Genomic DNA, 26117 nt, shown 5'->3' on the forward strand with positions numbered 1-26117 from the left:
GAAATTTAAACAAAATCTGCGAAAAGAATAAAAACCTTGCGATTTATAAAAAGAAAGAGTAAAATAAAATAAGCTATAGGTATAGGATAGATATAACGTTTGCGCCTTTTTTTGCATTATTTAAAGGGCATATTATCTATTGAATGTTATTTAAAATGATGATAAAAGAATATAGAATAGATAGCAGGCTATACGATTAGAGAATATCGGTTGGATTTTTGATATTCACGAAAGGAGTTAATATGAGCAAAAAGACAGTTGCAGTTCTGTTCGGAGGACAGTCATCCGAGCATGAAGTTTCCTGCGTTTCGGCTACTACCGTTATTAAAAACATCAATATGGATATTTACCGTATTCTAATTATAGGTATTACAAAAGAGGGAAAATGGCTTAAAGTAAACAATACAGAGGAGATTACCTCCGGTTCCTGGAAACAGAACAAAGAAACAGCCGTACTTTTACCGGATGCTGCTCTGAAATCCGTATTAATACTAAAGGGTGAAAAGGCGGAATGCATAAAAGTAGATGTGGTCTTTCCGGTGCTTCACGGCCTTTATGGAGAAGATGGTACCGTTCAGGGGCTTTTAGAGCTGGCGAAAATACCATATGTCGGATGCGGCGTGCTGGCATCTGCCATTTCCATGGATAAATTATATACAAAGATTGTTGTGGATACTCTGGGTATCAGGCAGGCAAAATATGTTGCCGTTCTGAAAAAGGACTTAGAGGCCATGGAAGAGGCCGTTAAGAAGGTTGAAGCCGTACTTTCTTATCCGGTATTTATTAAGCCCTCCAATGCTGGCTCCTCCAGAGGCATTTCCAAAGCGGATACAAGGGAAGAATTAATGGAAGGCTTAAAGCTTGCCAGTGAACATGACCGCAAGATATTAGTAGAAGAGACCATTAACGGAAGAGAAGTGGAATGTGCCGTACTGGGGGGAAATGAACCCAAAGCATCCGGCGTGGGTGAGATTGTAGCGGCAGCAAAGTTCTACGACTATGACGCAAAATATAATAATGCAGAATCTAAAACCATACTTTCTCCTGAGTTACCGGCAGGTGCGGCTGAAACAATAAGAGACTATGCCATCAGGGTTTTCAGGGCAGTGGACGGACATGGCTTATCCAGAGTGGATTTCTTCGTGGACAGAAATACCGGCGAAGTAATCTTTAATGAAATCAATACCATGCCCGGCTTTACCTCCATCAGCATGTATCCCATGCTTTGGGAAGGCAAAGGAATCGGAAAGCCCCAATTGGTAGAGAAATTATTGCAGCTTGCCTTTGCCAGAGCAGCAGAAGCAGGAGGAGAAAGCGATGCCTTGTAATGCACCCATAGGTGTATTTGATTCCGGTATCGGTGGGTTAACAGTAGCCAGGGAAATCATGAGACAGATTCCGGGAGAAACCATAATCTACTTTGGAGATACCGCAAGGGTTCCATACGGAAGCAAATCACAGAAAACAATCATAACCTATTCAAGACAGATAGTGAAGTTCCTGCAGACAAAAAATGTGAAGGCTATCGTAATAGCCTGTAATACGGCAAGTGCTCTGGCCCTTGAAACTGTGGCAAAGGAAGTCTCCATTCCTGTAATCGGAGTGGTAAAACCCGGAGCAAAGGTGGCTTCCATGACAACCAAAAACGGAAATGTCGGTATCATCGGTACGGAAGCTACGATTAACAGCGGTATTTACAATACTTATATAAAAGAGCTGAATCCGGAGGTAAGAGTTTATGGAAAGGCATGTCCCTTATTTGTGCCCTTGGTAGAAGAGGGCTGGCTTACCGACCCTGTTACGGTGGAAGTAGCCAAGAGATACATCAGCAGCCTTTTAGAAATAAATATCGACACGCTGGTACTTGGCTGTACCCATTATCCCCTCATCAGGAATATTATTGGTCCCATTGTGGGAGAAGACGTAACCCTGGTAAACCCTGCCTATGAAACAGCCATAGAGCTTAAACAGGTTCTTATGCAGGAGAGCCTTGAAAATGCAGGACCGGCAGGAGAGCATAAATTCTATGTAAGTGACGGTGCGGACAAATTCAAACGCTTTGCCAATACCATACTTCCCTGTGATGTGGTGGAAACGGAAGATGTCAACATTGAAAGCTTTGCTGATTCATTGTTAGCTTCTTGTTAAGCCTATGGGACAGCAGTCATAATTAGGAGGATTCCATGAAAAAAGATGTATTGGTTTCCATATCTGGACTTCAGTATGAGATTGATAAGGACGAGCCCATAGAAGTGATTTCTGTCGGGCAGTATTATAACAAAAACGGCAAGCATTATATCTGCTATGATGAAATGTTAGAGGACTCTGACGATGTGACCAGCTGTACTGTTAAAGCGGCCAGGGAACAAATCGATATCATCAAAAGAGGCGCCAATAACGTTCATATGGTCTTTGAGACTGGGCAGAAAAATACGACCTATTACCATACTCCCTATGGAGATTTGCAGATAGGTATCTATACAACAAAAATACAAATTGATGAGGAAGAAGATAAGCTGCTCCTTTTAATCAATTACGGACTTGATATCAATTATAACTTTGTGGCGGATTGCCAGATACAGATGAAGATAACCTCAAGAAAACAATAAAGGAAAGAGACTGATGTATTCGAAGGAAGCTAAATACAACAGTCTCTTTTTTAAGAATTTTGGCTTTTATTCAGTTTACTCTTAAGCCTTGCAAGCAATTTCTTCTTTTCCGGTTTTACTTCCAGTCCGGAACGTAAACCTTTTACATCCATGATATAAATGCCGTTCATTACAGCTTTAATTTCCTTCTTAATGGGAATGAGATCAAAAATCTTTTCGTCACACATTAAGTTCATGATCTTTGGTCCTATTTTGGCTTTTACAATGGGAACCTTCGAACGGCGCAGATATTTGGGGGTCTGCTCCACAACGATCTTTGGCAGATCAGCTTCCGTAAGTTTCATGCGCTTTTTATCTATTACTAAAATAGATACTGCTTGTGCACCTGCACGCATCTGGGCCTGACCTTCTTCGGACCTTTTCTGAAGCTTCCTTCCGTAGATGGACAGAACAATAAGTGCAGCAAGAACTACAACCAGAACTATAATCAATACAATAATACCGATTTTCAACATTCTACCTCCTTCCCCTGAATTTACAATGGATTTATTGTATCATTATTTTTTGAAAAGTTCAAGTAATTATAGGGACCCATCTGCATTTTTCTCAAGCATTGAACGGATGATATTCTGCACGTAGGAGCCCAGGAATTTACGCTCTTCCTTACTTAAGGAATCCGGGTAAACAGGCTTTCCGTATTCAATGGTCGCATGAGCTCTTCTTATCCAGGGAATATGGTTCTCAAAGATGTCATCCGTGCCGGAAATAGCTACCGGAATGATGGGACAGCCGGATTTTTCCGCGATTTTCATACTGCCTTCCTTAAAGGGAAGCATATCTGTTCCGTGGCTTCTGGTTCCTTCCGGAGAGATAAAGACAGAATACCCCTGCTTTACCAGGTCCACTCCTGTAAGGATCATCTTAAGCCCTTCCCTCATGTTATCCCGGTCTAAAAACAGACAGTTCAAATATTTCATCCAGACTCTTAGGATCGGGACCTTCTTAATTTCCTTCTTTGCCACAAAGCCTGTCAGGTTCGGCACAGTAATGTATCCCAGAACAATGTCGAAATAACTGCGGTGGTTGGATACATATAGAACTGCCTGATCCCTGGGAATGTTCTCGATTCCTTTCACTTCATATCTGACGCCGCTTAAGAAGGCTACCACTCTAAAAGCTCCGGAAACAATCCGCTGGGAGGACTCTACTTTCTTTCTGGGATTGATTTTGCCAAGAATTATTTCATACAAAAACACGGGGAGACTGATAAGGAAAAATATGATTAAAAACAGCAAGATAATTAAGGTTCTCATAAACCCTCCTATATGGTTTCATTATTTATATTATAACATACTGTAGCTTCCACCTGCAAACGAATTAAGATATTGTCTTGAGCTTAAAACGCATTTTGCGGCAGATTTCTATGTAAAAGACCCAATATCTGACAAAATGAGGACTTTATCAATTATTTACATTTTCCTTAAGTATTATTAAAAATGCGCCAATTTCTTGTACTCTCAGTAGAATGTGTTATAATAACTTAGGAGGGCTGGTGACTGATTAAGGCAGGGAAAACAGCCCATAATATGGATGAAACAAAGGAAATTAGGATAAAAGTAGTGAAATTTCCAGAAAGAAGGAAGAATGGGAAGAGAGAATCTGACTCTGCTGACAGACTTTTACGAACTGACAATGATGCAGGGGTACTATAGAAACAATGCCAACGAAACGGTTGTATTCGATGTATTTTACCGGAACAACCCCTCCGGGAGCGGGTACTCCATTTGTGCCGGCCTGGAACAGGTTATTGATTATATAAAGAATCTTTGCTTCATGGAGGAAGATATCAGCTACTTAAGAAGCCTTGGCATGTTTGAAGAGGATTTTCTGGAATATCTGAAGAACTTTAGCTTTACCGGAGATATCTATGCGGTGGAGGAGGGAACAGTGGTATTTCCCATGGAGCCCCTTCTTAAGGTAATCGCGCCTATTATAGAAGCCCAGCTTATTGAAACGGCTATCTTAAACATAATTAATCATCAAAGCCTTATTGCCACAAAGGCTTCAAGGGTCTGCTATGCGGCAAAGGGAGAGCCGGTCATGGAATTTGGCTTAAGAAGAGCCCAGGGACCAGATGCAGGAATATACGGTGCAAGGGCAGCTGTAATCGGAGGCTGTGTTGGTACCAGTAACGTCCTGACTGCCAGAATGTTTGATGTTCCGGCTCTTGGAACCCATGCACATAGCTGGATTATGAGCTTTGAGGATGAAATTACGGCCTTCCGCGAATATGCCAGACTTTATCCGCAGAATACCACACTCCTGGTGGATACCTATGATACCCTGCGCTCTGGTATGCCCAATGCCATTAAGGTGTTTAAAGAGCTGAAAGAGGCAGACAGGATGCCGCAGAAATACGGAATCCGCTTAGACAGCGGCGACCTTGCCTATTTATCCAAAAAGGCCAGGAAGATGTTAAATGAAGCAGGCTTTCCGGATGCGGTAATTGTTGCGTCCAGCGACCTCGACGAATACTTAATAGATTCCCTTAAGACCCAGGGGGCTGCCATAAATTCCTGGGGAGTGGGCACAAATCTGATTACTTCAAAGGATTGCCCTGCCTTTGGCGGAGTGTACAAGCTTGCAGCAATTAAAAAGGGAAATGATTTCATACCAAAGATTAAATTGTCAGAGAACCAGTGGAAGATAACCAATCCTGGTAATAAGACCATATATAGAATCTACGATAAGGAAACCGGAAAGATAAAAGCGGACCTGATTGCCATGGCAGGAGAGGTCTATAGGGAGGAATATTCCCTGAAGCTTTTTGACCCTATGGCTACCTGGAAGAAAACCTATTTAAAGGGCGGAAGCTACACTCTGCGTGAGCTGCTGGTACCCATCTTCCAAAACGGAAAATGTATCTATGAATCACCCAGTGTTATGGACATCAGAGATTACTGCCAAAGAGAGCTTGACACTCTTTGGGATGAAACCAGAAGACTTGTAAATCCCCATGATGTGTATGTGGATCTGTCAAATGATTTATATCAATTAAAACATTCACTGCTTGACAGCATTAATGTTGCCGGGAATAATTAATCCGTATCGCAGCTAAGCCTGCGGTATGTATGGAGATAGGCTTACAGGAATATCAAATTGAAGGAGCTTTGATATTCGCGAAAGAGGTTATGATGCAAAACAGAAGGAAAAAAACCAGAAGAATGAAAAGGATAAGAAGTTTTCTCTTAGTGGGGCTTCCTGTTATATTAATAGGCGGCATGGGTTATTTTTCCTTAAAAGGACTATCAAGTGCCAATGAATCTGCTGCCTCCGGTCGTTTTTACAATAATTCGTCCTATAAGGATAATGACTCTGTCGGGGGTAAGAAGGGCAGTTCGGCAAAAGGAGATACCCCGGTGAGCGCAGAAGGAGAAAAAGAAATAACAAGTAATGATAATGTAAAGTTGGATACCACACCGGACAGCCTGACTGTACTGGTAAATAAAGAACTAAGACTGCCTTCCGATTATATTCCGGAAGACTTGGTCATGCCCAATGTGGATTTTTCATTTTCTTATAATGATGAAAAAAAGCTATTGCGTAAAACAGCTGCGGATGCCCTGGAAGAGCTTTTTGACGGAGCTGCCCAGGAGGGTCTTTCTTTAAAGGGAGTCTCAGGATACCGCTCCTATAAAAGGCAGTATGAGATATTTACCAACAATGTCAAGACCCGGGGAATGGAACACACACTGAAATATTCTGCTATTCCGGGATATAGCGAGCACCAGACGGGACTTGCCATCGATATATCAACAAAATCCGTAAATTACCGTATAGATGCTTCTTTTGCAGACACCAAAGAATATGAGTGGCTTAAGGATAATGCGCATCTGTATGGCTATATCATCCGTTACCCTGAGGATAAGACCAAAGTAACAGGCTTTTCCTTTGAACCCTGGCATATCCGCTATGTGGGAAAAGCATTGGCGAAATATCTTTACGAGAACAATATGTGCCTGGAGGAATACTACAAGTTTGAGCCAAGTGAGGATTACACCCAGTGCATAAACTATGATAATCTGGAGGATTACGGAATTAATCCCGACGACGTCAAAGTACCTACAAAGGCACCGGTAAGAATATCAACATCAACGCCGACTCCAACACCGACACCAACGCCCAGCCTGACACCAACGCCTACTAAGGAGCCAAGTGCCACACCGACACCATCGGCAGAGCCTACAAAGAAGCCCGGAAAAGGGAAGCCCACGATTACAGCAACCCCCACTCCTACGGCTAAGGTAACGCAGACACCGGAAGCAACTCCAACGGAGGAAACCACTCCTACTCCCGACCCTACGGAAGAGAATTCCGACCCTGGGGACGGAGCATCGGGCACAAACGAGGCGACACCATAGAATATTCGGAAATAAAGAATTTAAAGACATAGAATAAGCAGCAGCTGCCAGGGTATTAATATCTGAGAACCCTAAGGCAGCTGTTTTTTTCTGCGGTTCCAGTGAAACGGCAAACGTACGAGGACTAGGGGAGTGGTTTGGACTTTGCCGTTCGAGAACCTTTATTCCACTAAAACTGCAATAAACGCAGCTGACAGGAAAAACAGCTCCAAACTCGCTGCGCTCAAACAATGGAGCTGTTTTTCCTAGCTGTGTTTCCTGCAGCTTAAGTGGAATAAAGAACCTCTCAATGCAAAGTCCAAACTACTCCCCTAGTCCTCTGGGTATCAATAATCTGGTTTCAGGTGGCTGACGTGTTTCTGTGAAGGATTAGGTTGTAATGGAAGAAGGATTACAGTATAATTAGAGTGATATTTAATGAATCGGTACAATAAATTTAATAGTTGCATTTATCCTTAATAATTGCAGCGAATGGGCAGGACAGCCGGAGATTTTCAGGTGAAGTCTGTATGTGTGGAAAGGTAGATAGGAAAATCAAATCGAAGAATTGATATTCACGAAAGGAGTTAAAATGAAAACTAAGACTGTTGTTTTTAAATCAGCCAATGATTTGTATGAGTTCAACCGCCAGGCGGAAAGGTGTATGACCGATATCAGGGTAAAAACACCAAGCGGCACTTACGATTTTGATGCTAAGACACTGTTAGGGCTTTTCTTTGCACTAAGTTTACCTTCTATTGATGTTAATTATGACGAATCGGAATCGGAATTTGATGAATATCTAACCAGCCTGGAGCGTACAGAGTAGTGTAAAAATAAACGGTAAACGCAAGAGACCAAATAATGGGTATACACAGATGACCAAGGAGGTTGTTTGAAATTTTGTCTCAAGAGGTTCCTTATGACACTTAAGCGGCAGGAAACATGACTAGGTAAAGCAGTGCCACTGTTTGAGCTTGATAACTAGCACCGCCAAATTTATCACAGCGAGTTTGGCGCTGGTTTACCTGCCAGTCACGTTTTCTGCCGCTTTAGTGGAATAAGGGTTCTCGCGTAACAAAATTCCAAACAACCTCCTTGGTCATCGTCCGTTTCCATAAACCTCCTTCCCGCGTTTACCGACGATAAAAATAACTTTTGGATTGACAATTAAAAAATTTTATCTTATGATATTGAGTTAGAACGAATCAATCAAAAAGACTATGACGGAGAGAGTAGTAATCAGTGAACTTTAAAGCGAGCCGGGGAGAGTGGAAGCCCGGTAACAGTAGCGGATTGTCGAAAATCACTCCCAAGTTGCAAGCTGAAAACCAATTGGTATAGTAAGCCGCGCCGGTGTCTGCCGTTATACAGATAGCATATCATGTTCCTTTTTGGGCAAGCTTAGAGAGGAAACGTATGTAAATAGGTGGTACAATGAAGCACATAGGCTCTCATCCTGTTTATGGATGGGAGCATTTTTTATTGCCGGAGTCTGGCAAGACAGGTTTTTTTAACAGTAAGGAGGATGAAATATGTACGATAAGGTCTCTGCGAATTTAAACTTTGTAGAACGTGAAAAGGAAGTACTTAAATTCTGGAAGAATGAAAAAATATTTGAAAGGACCATTGAAGAGAGAAGAAACGGAAAGCCCTATACCTTCTATGACGGACCGCCCACAGCCAATGGAAAGCCCCATATCGGCCACGTATTGACCAGGGTCATTAAGGACATCATACCCCGATACCGCACCATGAAGGGTTATAATGTATTAAGAAAGGCCGGCTGGGATACCCACGGACTTCCTGTGGAGCTGGAGGTAGAGAAAAAACTTGGGCTTGACGGAAAGGAACAGATTGAAGAATACGGCCTGGAACCCTTTATCGACCAATGCAAGGAAAGCGTATGGAAGTATAAGGGAATGTGGGAGGATTTCTCCGAGACAGTAGGCTACTGGGTGGATATGGAGGACCCTTATGTTACCTATGACAATAACTTTATCGAGTCCGAATGGTGGGCTTTAAAGCAGATATGGGATAAGGGGCTTTTATACAAGGGCTTTAAGATCGTTCCCTACTGTCCAAGATGCGGAACGCCTCTTTCCAGTAACGAGGTAGCAATGGGCTATAAGGATGTAAAGGAAAAGTCCGTTATTGCAAAGTTCAGGGTGAAGGGTGAGGAGAATGAGTATATTCTTGCCTGGACCACGACCCCCTGGACTCTGCCCTCCAATGTGGCACTCTGCGTTAATCCGGTAGAGACCTATGTTAAGGTAGCCGTAAGCTTAAACGCCAAGGGCGACATCATTAAGGCGGACAGTGAGGACAGGGAAGCAGTAAGAACCGAAAAATACATTCTGGCAGAAGCCCTGCTGTCTGTAATTGACGGAGAGTACAGGGTGGAAGAGACCTATGTGGGTACGGACCTTGAATACAAGGAATATGAACCTCTGTTTGACTATGTAAAGCCGGATAAAAAGGCATACTTTGTAACCTGTGATACGTATGTAACCTTAACAGACGGTACCGGTGTGGTTCATATTGCACCTGCCTTTGGTGAGGATGATGCCAATGTAGGACGCAGATATGACCTGCCCTTTGTTCAGTTAGTAGATGGAAAAGGGGAAATGAAGCCGGAGGTTACTGACTTTGCCGGCATGTTCTGCAAGAAGGCGGATGAAGGCATTATTAAGCTCCTGGCTTCCAGGAACCGGTTATTTAAGACCTTGAAGTTCGAGCACAGCTATCCCTTCTGCTGGCGTTGTGATACACCTCTTATCTACTATGCAAGAGACTCCTGGTTCATTAAAATGACGGACGTGAAGGATCAGCTGGTAGCGAATAATAACACCATAAACTGGATGCCCGAGAGCATCGGCCAGGGAAGATTCGGAGACTGGATTAAGAATGTCCAGGACTGGGGCATCAGCCGTGACCGTTACTGGGGAACGCCTCTTAATATTTGGGAATGTGAAGACGGACACCGCCATGCGATCGGAAGCATTGAGGAATTAAAGTCCATGTCCGATAACTGCCCGGATAATATTGAGCTCCACAGGCCCTTTATTGATGAGGTAACCATCAAGTGCCCGGAATGCGGCAAGGAAATGAAACGTGTAAAGCCGGTAATTGACTGCTGGTTCGATTCCGGCTCCATGCCTTTTGCACAATGGCATTATCCTTTTGAAAATAAGGAAATGTTCGAGAAGAATTTCCCGGCAGATTTTATCAGTGAGGCTGTTGACCAGACCAGAGGATGGTTTTATTCCCTCCTTGCCATCTCGACCCTGATTTTTGAGAAATCACCTTATAAGAATGTAATCGTTCTTGGACACGTTCAGGATGAGAACGGACAGAAGATGTCCAAATCCAAAGGCAATGCAGTAGACCCCTTTGACACGCTGGCAGAACACGGGGCAGATGCGGTGCGCTGGTATTTCTATATCAACAGTGCCTTATGGCTTCCCAACCGTTTCCACAGCGGCGCGGTGACGGAAGGGCAGAGAAAATTCATGGGAACCTTCTGGAATACCTATGCATTCTTTGTACTCTATGCAAATATAGATGAATTTGACGCAACAAAGTATACACTGGATTACGATAAGCTGCCCGTTATGGATAAGTGGATGTTATCCAAGTTAAATACCCTTATTAAGACCGTTGACAATCACCTGGAGAGCTACCGCATTACTGAGGCGGCAAGGCTTCTGGATGACTTTGTAGATGAGATGAGCAACTGGTATGTAAGAAGAAGCAGGGAACGCTTCTGGGCAAAGGGAATGGAGCAGGATAAGATTAATGCCTATATGACCCTTTACACCACGCTGGTCACCCTTGCCAAGGTATCGGCTCCCTTTATTCCTTACATGACAGAGGATATCTACCGCAATCTGGTAGTAAAAATCGATAGCTCTGCTCCTGAAAGTATCCATTTATGCGAATATCCTTCCTATAAGGAGGAATATATCGACAAGGAGCTTGAGAAGAACATGGAAGCCCTTCTTGATGTCGTAGTACTTGGCCGTGCCTGCCGTAACACTGCGGGTATCAAGAACAGGCAGCCCATTGGCACCATGTATGTAAAGGCGGATTATTCCTATACGGATGAGAAGGGTGGGAAAGCGGAAGGACTTCCTTCCTTCTACCTTAATATCATAGAAGAGGAATTAAATGTCAAGAAGGTTGTCTTTACACAGGATGTCAGGAATTTTACCTCCTACAGCTTTAAACCCCAGTTAAAGACCCTGGGACCGAAATTTGGCAAGCAGATTGGTGCCATCCGTGAAATCCTTGCAGGGCTTAACGGCAATGAAGCCATGGACGAAGTCAATTCAGCCGGAAAGCTTAAGATTACCCTTGAGGGAGCAGAGGCCTTCCTTGAAAAGGATGATTTACTGATCGAAGCTGCCCAGACCGAGGGCTTTGTATCGGATTCCGATAAGGGAATTACCGTAGTTCTTGAAACTAATTTAACTCCTGAACTGATTGAGGAAGGCTTTGTAAGAGAAATCATCAGTAAGCTCCAGACCATGAGAAAGGATGCCGGTTTTGAAGTGATGGACCATATTCTGGTGTACCAGGACGGTAATGAGGTAATCAGGGGAATCTTTGAAAGAAATATGGAAGAAATAAAATCAGAGGTTCTGGCAGAAGAGATTACACTTGGAGAGACCAAGGGCTTTATAAAGGAATGGAACATCAATGGTGAGAATGTAACCTTAGGTGTTGTTAAGAGATAAATAATAAGAAAATAGGGCGGATTCGTTTCAGCGTATAAATTATGAAACGGTCCGCCCTGTTTTTTATGTTATAGCTGGTCTTCTACGGGCTTCCTGCTATGAACTTCCTTTAAAAAGGCATCAAAATTTTTCTTATAGAGCTGTTCCAGCTCCTTGGAATATCCACAGTATACCCGCAGAGTTTCTGATACCGTATCAATCAGGTTGGCGGCTACATCTTCTTTTGGGCAGTTGATGGCAATGGGAGCCTTCAGGTCTTTAAAATAAAAGAGTACCTGATAGGTTTTCCCTACGGTTATGTAGTGGGACTTGTGCTTGATCAGCTTTAAGTGGACCCAAACTAAATTCCTTGTATTACCCAGTGCCAAGGACATGCCTTTTTTGCCGATGATATAATCGGAGGTAACAATGCCTGCATAATTGGAAGGCCTCAGGGTACTTATATAAAGGCAGGCGCCTTCTTCTGCCGCACGGTTAATACTGTATTCCATATCTTCGGCGCTGCCGATCCTGTCAAGACGCTTATAGAACCTGGACTGCCTGTACTGAAATGCAACAAGAAGATGGTATAGGAAAAAGACCAGGGATATTAATAATCCCAGAAGGTAAAAGATGAATAACAACTGGTCATTCAATCGTCCATGGTCGGGGATAGTTATACAGATCTCCGCCACATTTTCTTTTACAACGGAAGGCTCTATCTTGTAGGCATCGCTTAAAACCTTAACCATTTCCTCATAGGCTTCTTTGTGATAATCACCGTCATTAAGGGATTCTATGTCTGCTACGGCAGTAACCGAGGCCAGTTCATCATCGGACATATCAAGATAATCCTTCGGTAAGAGGATTAAGAGATATCCGTCGTCATACTGCAGTATTCCATATATCTGGGTAAGCTCTTCCTCACTGGTTTTTATTCCATTTACAGTATGGTAATTATAAATGCCAAAGTCCATTGGGTAAATATCCGCTTTTTTTAATTGGAAATAGAATTTGTTCTGCTTATGGAGGTCCATAATGCTTTCTATGCTGTTTACAGCTGTCAGAGGTGTGAATAAGGTGCTCCATTTGTAAGATTCCTGGATAGTAACTGCAAGTAAAATAACAACAAAAATCAGGCTTATCAGGAATGGCCTACGGTTATTTTTTTTAATAATTTTCCTTAAGTAATTTTGTACCATGTTAAATAGTATGTCCTTTCCGGTACCTGCAAACTTCGGGCCTCAGGCGCAAAACAGGGTGCGAATTTCTTTTATTTCACACAAGCTCCCATTGCATGCCGCATCTGCTTGCAGATGTGGCACTGCCATAAATCAGGGTGTGAAATGTATTTTATTTCACACAAGCTCCCATTGCATACCCCAGGTTTACATTTGCGGCCCTCTCTCATCCTTTTATCGGAGAAGCTGCTTTTTAACGGCATTTCTCCGTACGCCCTCTAAGTATAACACATAAGCTGTAAGAATCCACTATTACTAATTTACTAAAAAATGCCATCGGGAGATAGAATTTGCAAGGTATTGATGCCACTTATTTGGATAAAATACATAATGATGTCTGTTTTGGAATAATCTTAAAAGTTTTCCCTTGTGTACCTGTCAATGCATAAGATATAATGTGTATAACATTCAAGTTGGATAAGTATGGCACAAAAGAGTAACCCCAGAAATATGTATTACCATGGTGCGGACAGATAGGAGGCTATATGCAGGAATTTGATAAAAAGGAATTTAAAAAGAATGTAGAAGAATATGTTGGTGTATTTTTCAGAAAGCCCATTGAGGAGGCTTCCAGGCAGCAGGTGTATCAGGGAGTTGCCTATACTGTCAAGAATATGATTATAGATGACTGGCTGGAGACCCATAAGGCCTATGAAGAGCAGGATTTAAAGACCGTGTATTATCTTTCCATGGAATTTTTGGTGGGAAGGGCTTTGGGAAATATGATTACCAACTTAAAGGCGGATACCTCCATCAGGGAGGCCCTGGAGGAACTGGGATATGATCTTGAGACCATAGAAGACGAGGAGCCGGATGCAGCTCTTGGCAATGGCGGGCTGGGAAGACTGGCAGCCTGTTTTTTGGACTCCTTATCCACGCTGGGCTATCCCGCCTACGGCTGCGGTATCCGGTATAAATACGGTATGTTCGAGCAAAAGATAGAAAATGGTTACCAGGTGGAGGTGCCGGATAATTGGCTGAAGAACGGCAATCCCTTTGAAATAAAAAGAAGTGAATATGCAACCACTGTTAAATTTGGAGGCTATGTAAGGATGATTCGGGACGAATATGGAAATGACCGGTTTGTCCAGGAGAATTACCAGTCTGTCAGGGCCATTCCCTATGATATGCCCATATTAGGCTATGGAAATCATGTGGTAAATACCCTTCGCATCTGGGATGCGGAAGCCATTGACACCTTTAATCTGGACTCCTTTGATAAGGGAGAGTATGAAAAGGCAGTGGAACAGCAGAATCTTGCCAGAACAATCTGTGAGGTGCTCTACCCCAATGACAACCATATTGCCGGGAAAGAGCTTCGTTTAAAACAGCAGTATTTCTTTGTATCAGCCAGCATCCAGAGGGTAGTGGCAAAATACATGGAAGCCCATGAGGATATTCATAAGCTTTATGAGAAGGTAGTTTTTCAGTTAAATGATACCCACCCGACGGTAACGGTACCGGAACTTATGAGAATACTCCTGGATGATTATTATCTTGGATGGGAGGAAGCATGGGATATTACAACAAAGGCCTGTGCCTATACCAACCACACTATCATGTCGGAGGCACTGGAGAAGTGGCCCATCGAATTGTTTAAAAGGCTGCTGCCGAGAATCTATCAGATAGTGGAGGAAATCAACCGCAGATTTATCCTGCAGATACTAAAGGAATACTCCTCTGATGCGAAAAAGATAGAAAAGATGGCTATTCTCTATGACGGGCAGGTAAGGATGGCAAACCTTGCCATTGTAGGCGGTTTTTCTGTCAATGGTGTTGCAAAGCTTCACACGGAGATACTGAAGAAACAGGAGTTAAGGGATTTTTATGAAATGTTTCCCTGGAAATTCAATAACAAGACAAACGGTATTACCCAGAGAAGATTCCTGCTTCATGGGAATCCTATGTTAGCCTCCTGGGTAACAGGTAAGATTGGAGAGGGCTGGATTACCGACCTGTCCCTCATGGAAAAACTTATGCCCTATACAGAGGATGAGCAGAGCCGGAAAGAATTCATGGACATAAAATACCGGAACAAGGTAAGGCTTGCAGCTTATATCAAGGAGAATAACGGGATTGCTGTAAATCCCGATTCCATTTTTGATGTGCAGGTGAAAAGGCTCCATGAATATAAGCGGCAGCTGCTTAACATTCTCCATGTAATGCATCTGTACAATAAGCTGAAGGATAATCCGGACATGGAATTCTACCCCAGAACCTTTATCTTTGGTGCCAAGGCTTCAGCGGGCTATGAGCGGGCCAAGGCTATTATCAAGCTGATAAACAGCGTAGCAGAGGTAATAAATAACGACGAAGATATTCAGGATAAAATCAAGGTCGTCTTTATTGAGAATTACAGGGTTTCCAATGCCGAGATAATCTTTGCCGCGGCAGATGTATCCGAGCAGATATCCACAGCCAGCAAGGAAGCCTCCGGTACGGGCAATATGAAATTCATGCTGAACGGTGCATTGACACTGGGAACTCTGGATGGAGCAAATGTTGAAATCGTGGAAGAGGTGGGAGAGGAGAATGCCTTTCTCTTCGGACTTCATTCCGACGAGGTCATAGAGTATGAACAGCAGGGCGGCTATAACCCCAGGGAGCTGTATAATTCCGACAGGGATATTAAGCGTGTGGTGGACCAGTTAGTTGACGGAACCTACAGCAGGGAAGATAAGGCACTTTTTGCACCCCTCTACGAATCCTTGCTTGCGGGAAAAGGAGGGGAGCCTGCTGACAGATATTTTATCCTGAAGGATTTCAGGGCCTATGAAGCAGCTCAGGAAAAGGTAGAGAAGGCATACCGGAATATGGAAGGCTGGGCAAAGGCAGCTATGAAGAACACGGCTAAATGCGGCAAGTTCTCCTCAGACCGCACAATTGAAGAATATGTAAAAGACATCTGGCATCTGAGTAAAGTACAAAAATAGCGTTGGAGGTACAAATGAAAAAAGCAAATCAGGTTAGATTCAGCTTAAGATTGAAACTTATTATTATCACATCCCTCTTGCTGGTTATCCCCCTTTCTGTGGCGGTAATAACGGGATATCTGGTATCAAAGAACGAATTGAACGATAAGGGAAAGGTTATCCTGAAGAACAGTGTCCGTCAGGCAATGATGCTGATTGATGATAAGAAAAAGAGCGTGGAAGCCGGCGATATCTCAAAAGAGGATGCCCAAGAGGCTGTAAAGCAATACCTCCTGGGTGAAAAGGACAGTGAGGGAAAACGTGCAATCAATAAAAATGTTAATCTGGGTGAAAACGGATATTTTATCGTATATGATGAAAAAGGGATGGAGGTAGCCCATCCTTCCCTGGAAGGACAGAATGTATGGGAAACAAAGGATAAGAGCGGCAATGGCGTATTTCCTGTACAGGAACAGATTAAAACTGGTATGGCTGGCGGGGGCTATGTTACCTATACATGGTTCCTGCCCGGCACCGAAATCCCAGGAAAGAAAATCACCTATCAGGAATATGATAAGGACTGGGGATGGATTGTCAGTGCCGGTACATATATGAGTGATTTTAACCAGGGGGCGGAAAACCTTTTAAACATGCTGTTAATCGTAATGGGAATTTCTCTGGCAGTGGGAATTGCAGGTATTGTTCTCTTTGCCTCCCATATAGCAAAGCCTGTGAAAACCATCAGCCGTACCCTGGAGGAGATGTCAAGGGGCAACCTTTCCCTGACGGAAGTCCATATAAAGAACAGGGATGAAATCGGAGCACTAGCAAGGGCTTATAATACCATGCTCTTAAATATCAGGAGGCTGATAGGGACTGTGAAGGATTCTTCCAGAGATGTCATGGACTCCTCTGATTTCCTCACGAAAATAACCGATGAAACTAAGAGGGCAATCAATGAGGTTGCCATAACGATTCAGGAGGTAGCTCAGGCAGTTGGCGATGAAGCCATGAATACCCAGACGGCGGCCGATAAGGTGGATGTCCTGGCCCAGGGAATTGAAGCCGTGGCAGAAGAAGCCTTCCTCACCGACGATAAGGCTGATAAGACAAGTAGTTTAAGCAAGGAAGGCATCGGCGTTATTGAAGGCCTCATGGAGGCCAATGGCAAGGGAAATGAAGCAATTTCTGAAATCGGAAGAGCAATCGAGCAGGTGAAGGATAGTACCGATAAGATAAGTGTGATTGCCGAAACCATAACCCAGATAGCAGGACAGACGAATCTGCTTGCACTAAATGCTTCCATTGAGGCAGCCAGAGCTGGGGAAGCCGGCAAGGGGTTTGCGGTAGTGGCAGATGAAATCCGTAAGCTTGCGGAGGAATCCAATAAGTCAGTAGATGAAATAAAGGGAATCATTAAGGAAATCCAGGATTATTCCAATGCCTCCGCCGAGACCATGGCGAAGGTGGAGACGGTGGAGAAAGAGCAGAACCTGGCAGTGGACAGCACCAGAAATGCCTTTGAGCAGATTCAGGGTGCCTTAAAGGAGCTGGTTGAACATGTTGAGAAAATAAATACGGAAAGCAACTCCATGCGGAATGAGAAAAATGAAATTATAAGAATTATGGGAGATATTACGGATTCAACCCAGGAGACATCGGCAGCGGCAGAAGAGGTTTCCGCATCTTCCGAAGAACAGCTGGCACAGATGGAAGAAGTTATGACTCAGACCAACAAACTGAAGGAATTATCTGCACGGTTATTAGAGGAAGTAAACCAATTTCGGCTATAAATGAAAAAGCGTGAGCAAGTGTAAGAAAAATAAGCTAAATTATTATTTCATAGTATTTTTCCCGTGAATAAAAAAATCATTTCTGGTGACAATATATCTAGAGGTGATGATAATGAAAAAACATAGCTTAGCTGAATTTTTCAAAAGCAAAAGCTTTTACGTGTTATTGGGTGTCGGTGCATTAGCTATCATCGCTATAACAGTAGTTAGCTTAAATCAGCCTTCCGGTAATAGCGGAAAACAAAATCTAGCTGATTTAAATGAGCCTAACACTAATGTAGCGGATAATGGTTCTCTTGGAGCTACAGACATTCCGGATAACACAACCCCCTCGGACACTGCTAAAAATGAGCCTGGCAGTTCAACCGGCGGGACGAAAGAAGCCCAGGTAACCCCTTCTAATCCGGATGGTACCGGAAAAGATTTAGAGGGTGCTGATGTTACAGATGATCCTAATTATAAGAATGCAGAAGCTGAAAAACAAGCTTCAGAAAAAACAAATCAGACAGCAGACACCGGTAAGAGCAAACAGGAAGAGACTGCCAAGGCTGCTGATGACACCAAGGAAGTTATGACGGCAGATTCCCTGTATTTTGATACGGCTAAGGGTCTGAACTGGCCTATCAATGGTGATGTATTGCTTAATTACAGCCCTGACAGAGTTATTTATTTTAAGACCTTAGAGCAGTTCCGTTGCAATCCTGCCCTTGTTATTCAAGCAAAGGTCGGAGCAGAGGTAGCTAATGCAGCTACGGGTATAATCACTTCTATAACCAAGGAAGATGAAACCGGCGTTACGGTTAAGGTAAATGTCGGAAGCGGCTATAGCCTGGTATATGGGCAGCTGGAAGACAATCTTAAGGTTAAGGTTGGGGATATGGTTCAAAAGGGAGAACTTTTAGGTAAAGTTGCAAAACCTACAATGTACTACTCCTTAGAAGGCGGCAACCTCTATTTTATGGTGGAAAAGGATAAAGAGACAATTGATCCTATGTCCTTGTTAAAGAAATAATAAATCAAAGAAAAAGATCAATAAAAAGGCTGCTCTTTACAGGAGTACAGCCTTTTTTCCTGCCCCTGTCCAAGGTTTTCATACCCTCCTTACAGGAACAATTAACTGCTTTGGGAATATAATAATATGGTGAAAGCAGTCATCGGTGCTTTTTTTGACTATCAAGTACTAAGAGGTCTACATATCTAAAAAATTCGCAGCTGAACTTCTTATACTTTAAGTTTTCTTCTTGAAAAGCACAAATCTTTTCGGCTGCTTGACATAGATATGCAAAAAGGTGGGCGAGCGAAAAAATATTTTTGCCGCCCATTTTTTGATATGCTTGACTTTGGAAAGACTATGAGTATACAATGGTATGCATAGATTTATACGGTAGGAAGTTAAATATGGATAACAAAGAGCAAAAAAACAACAGAAGCAATCTGGGTAAAATCTTTCATATATATGCTAAAACAGTAAAAATAATCGCTAAGAACATTCTTTACCTTGTTTTCGGGCAGGGCGTATTAATGCTATTTGCCTACTTTCTGCTTCTCCCCCTTGTCAATAAGATTTTGGATCTGACTCTCAGGCTGACGGGCTACAGCTATATAACCGTGGGAAATATTGGAAGATTTCTCATCCACCCGGCTACTATCCTGATGCTTTTTATATTATTTATAATTATCGGTATCTTTCTGACTCTGGATATCTTATTTTTATTGACTTTTTTTGCATTAACAGAGAGGGAGCAGAAGCTGAAAGTCTCTGTTCTGGTAAAGCTTACTATCTACCGTCTGTTTTATTGCCTGAAAAAGGGCAAGGGAAAGGCGCTACTCATTACCTGGCTCTTATCAATTGTAAGCAGCATACCCTTCCTGGCCTTTTCCATATGGCGTTTTCGGATATTCCAATACTATATGGAGGAAATACCCGGCAGCTACCTGAGATTAGCAGCTGTAATTGCTGCAGCCGGCCTGCTGCTGTTTCTCTATTATATCGGCCCCTATTATTATCACAGCCTATTGTCACAAAAAAACGGAATCTTAATGGTAAAGGAAAAAGACATCCTGCCTCGTGAGAGGATAGACCTTCTGCTCGCAATAATTGGCTGGAATGTTTTGGTGGCGGGATTTCTCTTTTTAATCTATGTATTTACAATGGGAGTAACGGCGCTGCTGGTTTCCGGTTATACCAATATCATTCAGGCCACAGCCACCTTTATTGAGGTCTATGACCGAATGAGCATTTATCTTGCCCTGATTATTTTCGTATTCAGTATAACCTCCAACATGGCGTTGATTTCCTATACCTTTCGCCGCCACAGAAAGCATAAGATCAACGGCCACGAAGAAGCGGAGGATTTCTTTAAGACAGCTTACCCCTATAAAAAGATTATATATTTTCTGATAATAGCTTTATTTTCAATAAATTTCTATTATTTCTACCAGGTGGTGCGAAACGGCTCCGCCCTGGATTATATGAACATGGAAAATATACAGGTTACCTCCCACAGGGGTTATTCCCACTCTGTACCGGAAAATACTCTCTCAGCAGTCAATAAGGCCATTGTAGAGCAGGCTGATTATGTTGAGGTTGATGTCAGGGTTACAAAGGACGGCGAATTGGTTCTTCTCCATGACCCCAGCCTGAAAAGGACAACTGGGTTTAATAAGTACATATGGGAGGTACCCTTTGCTAAGGTAAGAGAGCTGGATGCTGGAAGCTGGTTTGGAAGTGAGTTTGCAGGTACTCCCATTCCTACATTAAGGGAGCTTTTTGAACTTGCCAAGGGGCAGGTTAAAATCAATCTGGATCTGAAGTATCGTAATGATTCGGAAGGGCTTGCCGAGAAGGTGGTCGCTTTGATAAAAGAATATGATATGCAGAAGCAGTGCGTCATTACCTCTACCAGCATACATTGCCTGAAGCAGGTAAAGAAAGAAGATGCGGTAATCAGGACAGGATATATTACCTATGGCATTTACCCCAGCATTTGCAAGAACAAGGCAATTGATTTTTTTAGTATGAAATCCAATCTGGTTACAAAAAATATCGTGGATGAAGCACATAAGAACGGTAAAGAGGTGCATGTCTGGACGGTCAACATAAGGAATGAGATCCAACGGCTGAAAAGACTTGGTGTGGATAATATAATAACCGATAATCCGGCTTATGTAAGGGAAGTTCTTCAAAAGGACGATTCCGATAAATTCCTTACCACCCTATTAAAGGTCATAAAAGATTAATTTGTACGATTCTTCCTATTGACTGTTAGACAAGAAAATAATACTATAGTATTAAGTATAATCTGGGGCAAGGACTGGCTCGGGCTAAGGAGGAGACAATATGAGTGAAGAGACAAAAACACTCGCAGCAAAGCTTTTCAATGATGTTTGGGCTTTGATGGATAAAGAGGTGAGAACCGAAGAAGAAAATTACCTTATGGTTCATATGGCACATGCATCCCTTTATCATTGGATGCAGGCAGGCACACCTCATAATGTCTATACAGGGGAATGGCAGATATCAAGAGTATATGCACTCATAGGTAATTTTGATTCCTGTCTGTACCATGGAAAGAGGGCATTACATCTGTGCGAGGTAAACGGCTTCGGAGGTTTTGATCTGGCATATGCCTATGAGGCCTTGACCAGGGCTTACCTGGTAAAGGGAAATAAAAGTGAATGTACGAAATATCTGGAGCAGGCATTAAAAGAAGCAGAAAAAGTGGAAAATAAAGAGGACAAGGAACTGCTTGCAAAGGATTTGGATGAACTGCAAAATAAGATTATTATACAATTTATGAATTAAGCAGAGAGAGTTTGATTACAATGGTTTGTTCTTGCTATTGTCTATTTTATAGGGAATTGCAAAGGCAGGCCATTTTTTTAGCATCTCCATAGTATCTCCATATCGGATAGTTACAATGAGAGCAGAATCTTTAGTAAAGGTAAGAACAGGAGGAAAACGATGGAGGGTACCAGAATTCATGGAATACTCATGCTGGAAAACATGAAGGATAGAGCAAGTGCTGAAAAGATAGAAAAAGCACTGAATGCCCACAGAGGAGTGCTGCAGGCAAAGGCAGTCCTGCAAAGCTCCAATGTTTACCTGACATATGAAAAGGAAGAAGTAAGTATAAGCGAGCTGGCAGATGCAGCAGAGGCTTTGGGCTACCGGGTCATGAACAAGCCGGCAGAAAGCGGACAAAGGGATAAAAACAGGAAACCGTCTGATAATACGGCAATCAATCAGATACTTTCCATTAATGGAATGTCCTGTATATCCTGTGAAACCAAAATCGAAAAAAGGCTTGGTGAATTAGAAGGAGTTACCGGGGCAAAGGTCAGCTATAAGAATGGAAAAGCTGACATTACCTATAATTCTCAAATAATAAGCCAGAGTCAGATAGAAAAGGAAATTGAAGAACTGGGCTATGGGATTGGCAATGAGAAAGACAAAAAAGCAGATAAGGGAAGAGACAGCTTAAACCAGTTACTTGGAGTTGGTATCATACTGCTTGCCGTTTATCTTATACAGAAAAATACGGGTATCTCTCAGCTTGTACCTCAGATAAATCAGAATATGAGCTATGGAATTTTGTTTTTAATCGGTATTCTCACATCCGTTCACTGTATTGCCATGTGCGGAGGAATAAATCTGTCCCAGTGCGTGCCTGTTAATGGCCAGGCTGCGGCGGGAAATGCAGTATCTAAGTATAAAGCGGGATTTTTGTATAATGCAGGCAGGGTAGTATCTTATACGGTCATAGGCGGTATTGTAGGAGCCTTTGGCTCTGTGGTCAGCCTGTCCGGCGCGGCAAGAGGAGCAGTTGCAGTGGCCGCCGGTATCTTCATGGTCATCATGGGACTGAATATGCTGAATATCTTTCCCGCGTTAAGAAAAATCATACCCCATATGCCAAAGGTATTTCGAAGGAAACTGGCCAAGACGGGAAAGGCAAGAGGCCCTTTTTATATCGGCCTGCTTAATGGATTAATGCCCTGCGGACCGCTTCAGTCCATGCAGCTGTATGCCCTTGGAACAGGCAGCTTCATAGGAGGAGCCTTATCCATGCTCCTGTTCAGTCTGGGTACCGTCCCGCTGATGTTTGGCTTTAGTGCAGTGGCAGGTTTATTAAGCAGCAAGTATACGAAAAAGATGATGAAGGTAAGCGCTGCATTGGTTATGGCCCTTGGTGTCATCATGTTAAACAGAGGTTTAAGCTTATCCGGCATTGACCTTGTTCAGGCTTCCAATACGGCAGAATCGGGAAACACAGCAAAGATTGAAGAAAATGTCCAGGTCGTTACAACCAGGCTTCAGTCAGGAAGCTATGAGCCCATCGTTGTGCAAAAAGGAGTTCCTGTTAAATGGACCATAAAGGCGGAAAAGAAGGACATCAATGGCTGTAACAGTACGATTATCATACCGAAGTACAATATACAGGCTGCCTTAAAGGAAGGGGATAATGTCATTGAATTTACCCCCGATGAGACAGGGACTGTTCCCTATTCCTGCTGGATGGGAATGATCAGAAGCAACATAGAGGTAGTGGATAATGTCAAGGCAGGGTCCGGTACAAAGGATATCAGTAAGATTCAGAAATCGGATGGTACAAATAAAGCAGATGCCAATGGAGGACAAGGAGACAGCAGTCAGGATTCGGTTATATCCAACAGCCAGAACCTGCTGGGCGGCAGCAGCACAGCCAGCGGCTGCTGTGGTACGCCGCCGGCGGGCTTTGAGAACGGTAAGATACCCACGGACAATATAAAGGTTGCCGAAGTAAAGGATGGAAAGCAGGAGGTAACTGTTACGGTGGATGGCAACGGCTACACACCTGCAGTAATTGTACTGCAAAAGGGAGCAGAGGCTAAAATCAAGTTTGAGGGCAAGGACTTGAACACCTGCAACAGTACCGTAGTATTTCCGGAGTATCAGGGACAGCTTGACCTGTCCCAGCAGACAGAAACCCCCTGGCTTCCTGTCTCTGGAGATTTCACCTTCCAATGCAGTATGAACATGCTCCACGGCTATGTAAAGGTTGTGGATGATGTTAAGAAGGTCAATCTGGATGAAATAAAACAGGAAGTAGAAAATTATACACCTTCAGCCGGCTCTGCTGCAGGCGGCTGCTGCGGCCAGGGTGAATAGAGCTATAAAAAGATAAAGATTAATAAGATAGAAAGCCAAGATAAGTGTAAGCAACAGAGGAAATATCACCTTTGCTGCTTACACTTATTTTTTTATATTGCTATATTAGAATATCCTTAAAATTAATTGAATCATGTATTTAGCTGTAACCAAGAACCTGAAATAAATTATAGGTCTTAGGTTAAGGTCCAAACAATTTCTAAAATTTAAACGATAAGCTTTGTCTCACATAAAAATTTAGGTTCAAATTAATCCTAAGTCTAACCTCAGCTTCAAACTTTAAGTCTGAGTCCAGGCTTTCAGCTCTGCTTCGGCAGCCAGTACATAATGCTGTCCACCGATATGCTGCTGCACTCCTTTGGTATAATCGATTCCGCTGGTGCCGTAATCGTAGGACATGGTGACACGTGTCTTTTCTACCTTGGGATTGGCCTGAGGAATGGCGGAGAGCAGGGATTTGGTATAGGGATGAATGGGATTAGAGAAAATCTCATCCTTGGTCCCGGTTTCTACCATATGTCCCAGATGCAAAACGCCTATCCTGTCTGAAATATATTTTACCATGGATAAATCGTGGGCAATGAAAAGATAAGCAGTGCCGGTTTTCTGCTGAATCGCTTTCATCAGATTGATGACCTGTGCCTGGATGGAAACATCAAGGGCACTGATGGCTTCATCTGCTATAATCAGGTCAGGATTCATAATCAGAGCCCTGGCAATGCCGATTCGCTGTCTTTGGCCGCCGGAGAACTGGTGGGGGTACCGGTTGGCATGCTCCCTTGAAAGGCCGACCATGTCAAGTATTTGGTAGACCTTTTCCTTTCTGTCCTCCAGGGAGGTATACATGCGGTGTATATCAAGCCCCTGGGCAATGATATCAATTACCTTTTTACGGGGATTCAGACAGGCCATGGGGTCCTGGAATATCATCTGCATCTTTGTCCTGAGATGAGCGGTTTCCTTAGAGGAAAGCCTTCCGGATATATTTACGCCCTGAAAGAGGACATCCCCGGCTGTGGGCTCATAAAGCCGGATAATGGAACGGCCGATGGTGGATTTTCCGCTTCCGGATTCCCCTACCAGTCCATAGGTTTCACCGGGATAGAGTACAAAGGAGACACCGTCTACAGCCCTTACGGTAAACCGTCGGTTTATTCGAAAGTATTGCTTTAAGTCTTTTACTTCTAATAAAGGTTCTGGCATTTATCTCGCCTCCTTCAGCATGTAATCAATTCTTTGGCGCAGTTCTGCGGGCATTTCCACCTTAGGGGCATTTTCATGAAGAAGCCAGGTGGAGGCATAATGGGTATCGGTAATTCGGAACATCGGGGGCTCCTTGCGAAAATCAATATTAAGGGCATAGATATTTCTGGGGGCAAAGGAATCTCCTTCAATCCGGTGCAAAAGGTTCGGGGGGCTTCCCGGTATGGTATAGAGCTTATCGTCATTGCAGTTAAGGTCCGGCATGGCGGAGAGAAGGCCCCAGGTATAAGGATGCTTTGGCTCATAAAAGATTTCGTCCACCGTACCCTTCTCTATGATTTTTCCTGCATACATGACTGCCACATAGTCAGCCACCTTTGCCACCACGCCCAAATCATGGGTGATATAAATAACCGATATGCCGGTCTTTTCCTGAACGTCCTTAATCAATTCCAGTATCTTGGACTGTATGGTAACATCCAGGGCAGTAGTGGGCTCGTCGCAGATCAGAAGTTCCGGGTCACAGGCCAGAGCAATGGCAATTACGACTCTTTGGCGCATACCGCCGGAGAGCTGATGGGGATAATTCTTCATCCGCTTTTCCGGATTAGTGATACCAACCAGCTCCAGGAGGGACACTGCCTTTTGGTAGGCTTCCTTTTTCGAAGTATTATAGTGGTAGATCATACCCTCCATAATCTGAGCCCCAATGGTCATGGTGGGATTTAAGGAGGTCATAGGGTCCTGAAATACCATTGAGATACGCTTTCCATTAATGCGCTTTCGCATCTCTTTTTTGGAAAATTTTAAAAGATCCTCCTTTATCTCGTCTTTTCCCCTGTGATAGGTGAATTCAATGCTTCCGCTGTCTATTCTGCCATTGTTGCTTAAAATGCCCATGATGGCTTTTACGGTTACGGATTTGCCGCTGCCGCTTTCCCCTACAATAGCCAGTGTCTCTCCCTTATAAAGAGAGAGGTTCATACCTCTTATAACATTTACCTCACCGGCAGAGGTCTTAAAGGTGATGGAGAGGTCCTTAATGGAAAGGACTTTCTCCTTCTTATTATTTTCCATGGCTTCCTCCCAT

18 protein-coding genes are annotated in these 26117 nt (G+C 43.3%); 13 read left to right on the forward strand and 5 right to left on the reverse strand.

Going from position 1 to position 26117, the window contains the following annotated elements; translation table 11 throughout:
• The first annotated feature begins 242 nt into the window (after positions 1–242).
• Genes BUB77_RS11765 through BUB77_RS11775 form a run of 3 tightly spaced genes read left to right on the forward strand, consistent with a single transcriptional unit; the run spans position 243 to position 2609 of the window.
• The gene (locus BUB77_RS11765; protein ID WP_073276058.1) at positions 243–1328 is read left to right on the forward strand and encodes a D-alanine--D-alanine ligase family protein; all 1086 of its coding nucleotides are present in this window, start codon (positions 243–245) and stop codon (positions 1326–1328) included.
• Positions 1318–2148 carry a glutamate racemase gene (gene murI, locus BUB77_RS11770; protein ID WP_073276060.1) on the forward strand — a complete coding sequence of 277 codons (831 nt, stop codon included), beginning with the start codon at positions 1318–1320 and terminating at the stop codon, positions 2146–2148. Before BUB77_RS11765 ends, murI begins: the two co-directional genes overlap by 11 nt.
• A gap of 35 nt (positions 2149–2183) precedes the next feature.
• Positions 2184–2609: a YwiB family protein gene (locus tag BUB77_RS11775; protein WP_073276062.1), complete on the forward strand. Its 426-nt coding sequence runs from the start codon at positions 2184–2186 to the stop codon at positions 2607–2609.
• 50 nt (positions 2610–2659) lie between these two features.
• Here BUB77_RS11775 and BUB77_RS11780 read toward each other — a convergent pair whose 3' ends face one another.
• Positions 2660–3121 (reverse strand): hypothetical protein, encoded by a 462-nt coding sequence (locus tag BUB77_RS11780; protein ID WP_073276300.1) that lies wholly within the window; start codon positions 3119–3121, stop codon positions 2660–2662.
• 69 nt (positions 3122–3190) lie between these two features.
• Entirely contained in the window at positions 3191–3922 is a 732-nt protein-coding gene (locus BUB77_RS11785; RefSeq protein WP_073276064.1) for a lysophospholipid acyltransferase family protein, read from the reverse strand.
• Positions 3923–4253: 331 nt separating this feature from the next.
• Here BUB77_RS11785 and BUB77_RS11790 point away from each other — a divergent pair, with 331 nt between their 5' ends.
• From BUB77_RS11790 to ileS, 4 genes are all read left to right on the forward strand, one after another.
• Positions 4254–5711, forward strand: coding sequence for a nicotinate phosphoribosyltransferase (locus BUB77_RS11790; RefSeq protein WP_073276066.1), 1458 nt, complete (start codon positions 4254–4256; stop codon positions 5709–5711).
• Between the two features lie 29 nt (positions 5712–5740).
• Complete coding sequence (locus BUB77_RS29135) at positions 5741–7030, forward strand: M15 family metallopeptidase (RefSeq protein ID WP_084124149.1); 1290 nt, start codon at positions 5741–5743, stop codon at positions 7028–7030.
• A gap of 571 nt (positions 7031–7601) precedes the next feature.
• The gene (locus BUB77_RS11805; protein ID WP_073276068.1) at positions 7602–7838 is read left to right on the forward strand and encodes a hypothetical protein; all 237 of its coding nucleotides are present in this window, start codon (positions 7602–7604) and stop codon (positions 7836–7838) included.
• A gap of 706 nt (positions 7839–8544) precedes the next feature.
• Positions 8545–11748 (forward strand): isoleucine--tRNA ligase, encoded by a 3204-nt coding sequence (gene ileS, locus BUB77_RS11810; protein WP_073276070.1) that lies wholly within the window; start codon positions 8545–8547, stop codon positions 11746–11748.
• Positions 11749–11816: 68 nt separating this feature from the next.
• On the opposite strand, the gene BUB77_RS11815 is transcribed toward ileS, so the two are convergent.
• Complete coding sequence (locus BUB77_RS11815) at positions 11817–12704, reverse strand: DUF6709 family protein (RefSeq protein WP_139241164.1); 888 nt, start codon at positions 12702–12704, stop codon at positions 11817–11819.
• A gap of 749 nt (positions 12705–13453) precedes the next feature.
• On the opposite strand from BUB77_RS11815, the gene BUB77_RS11820 reads away from it, so the two are divergent.
• The 6 genes from BUB77_RS11820 (at position 13454) to BUB77_RS11850 (ending at position 23824) form a co-directional block, all read left to right on the forward strand.
• Complete coding sequence (locus BUB77_RS11820; RefSeq protein ID WP_073276074.1) at positions 13454–15901, forward strand: glycogen/starch/alpha-glucan phosphorylase; 2448 nt, start codon at positions 13454–13456, stop codon at positions 15899–15901.
• A gap of 14 nt (positions 15902–15915) precedes the next feature.
• Positions 15916–17673, forward strand: coding sequence for a methyl-accepting chemotaxis protein (locus tag BUB77_RS11825; RefSeq protein WP_073276076.1), 1758 nt, complete (start codon positions 15916–15918; stop codon positions 17671–17673).
• A gap of 112 nt (positions 17674–17785) precedes the next feature.
• Positions 17786–18685, forward strand: coding sequence for a peptidoglycan DD-metalloendopeptidase family protein (locus tag BUB77_RS11830; protein ID WP_073276078.1), 900 nt, complete (start codon positions 17786–17788; stop codon positions 18683–18685).
• Positions 18686–19071: 386 nt separating this feature from the next.
• A complete protein-coding gene (locus BUB77_RS11835) occupies positions 19072–20913 on the forward strand; it encodes a glycerophosphodiester phosphodiesterase family protein (RefSeq protein ID WP_073276080.1) in 1842 nt (613 codons plus the stop codon).
• Positions 20914–21013: 100 nt separating this feature from the next.
• Positions 21014–21478 carry a hypothetical protein gene (locus tag BUB77_RS11840; RefSeq protein WP_073276082.1) on the forward strand — a complete coding sequence of 155 codons (465 nt, stop codon included), beginning with the start codon at positions 21014–21016 and terminating at the stop codon, positions 21476–21478.
• A 159-nt stretch (positions 21479–21637) separates the two neighbouring features.
• Entirely contained in the window at positions 21638–23824 is a 2187-nt protein-coding gene (locus BUB77_RS11850) for a copper ion binding protein (protein WP_084124156.1), read from the forward strand.
• Positions 23825–24103: 279 nt separating this feature from the next.
• Here BUB77_RS11850 and BUB77_RS11855 read toward each other — a convergent pair whose 3' ends face one another.
• Both BUB77_RS11855 and BUB77_RS11860 read right to left on the reverse strand, forming a co-directional pair.
• Positions 24104–25027: an ABC transporter ATP-binding protein gene (locus tag BUB77_RS11855; protein WP_073276084.1), complete on the reverse strand. Its 924-nt coding sequence runs from the start codon at positions 25025–25027 to the stop codon at positions 24104–24106.
• On the reverse strand, positions 25028–26104 hold the full coding sequence (locus BUB77_RS11860; RefSeq protein ID WP_073276086.1) for an ABC transporter ATP-binding protein: 1077 nt from the start codon (positions 26102–26104) through the stop codon (positions 25028–25030).
• Between the last annotated feature and the right edge of the window lie 13 nt (positions 26105–26117).

Source organism: Anaerocolumna jejuensis DSM 15929 (genome assembly GCF_900142215.1).
GTDB classification, from domain to species: domain Bacteria; phylum Bacillota; class Clostridia; order Lachnospirales; family Lachnospiraceae; genus Anaerocolumna; species Anaerocolumna jejuensis.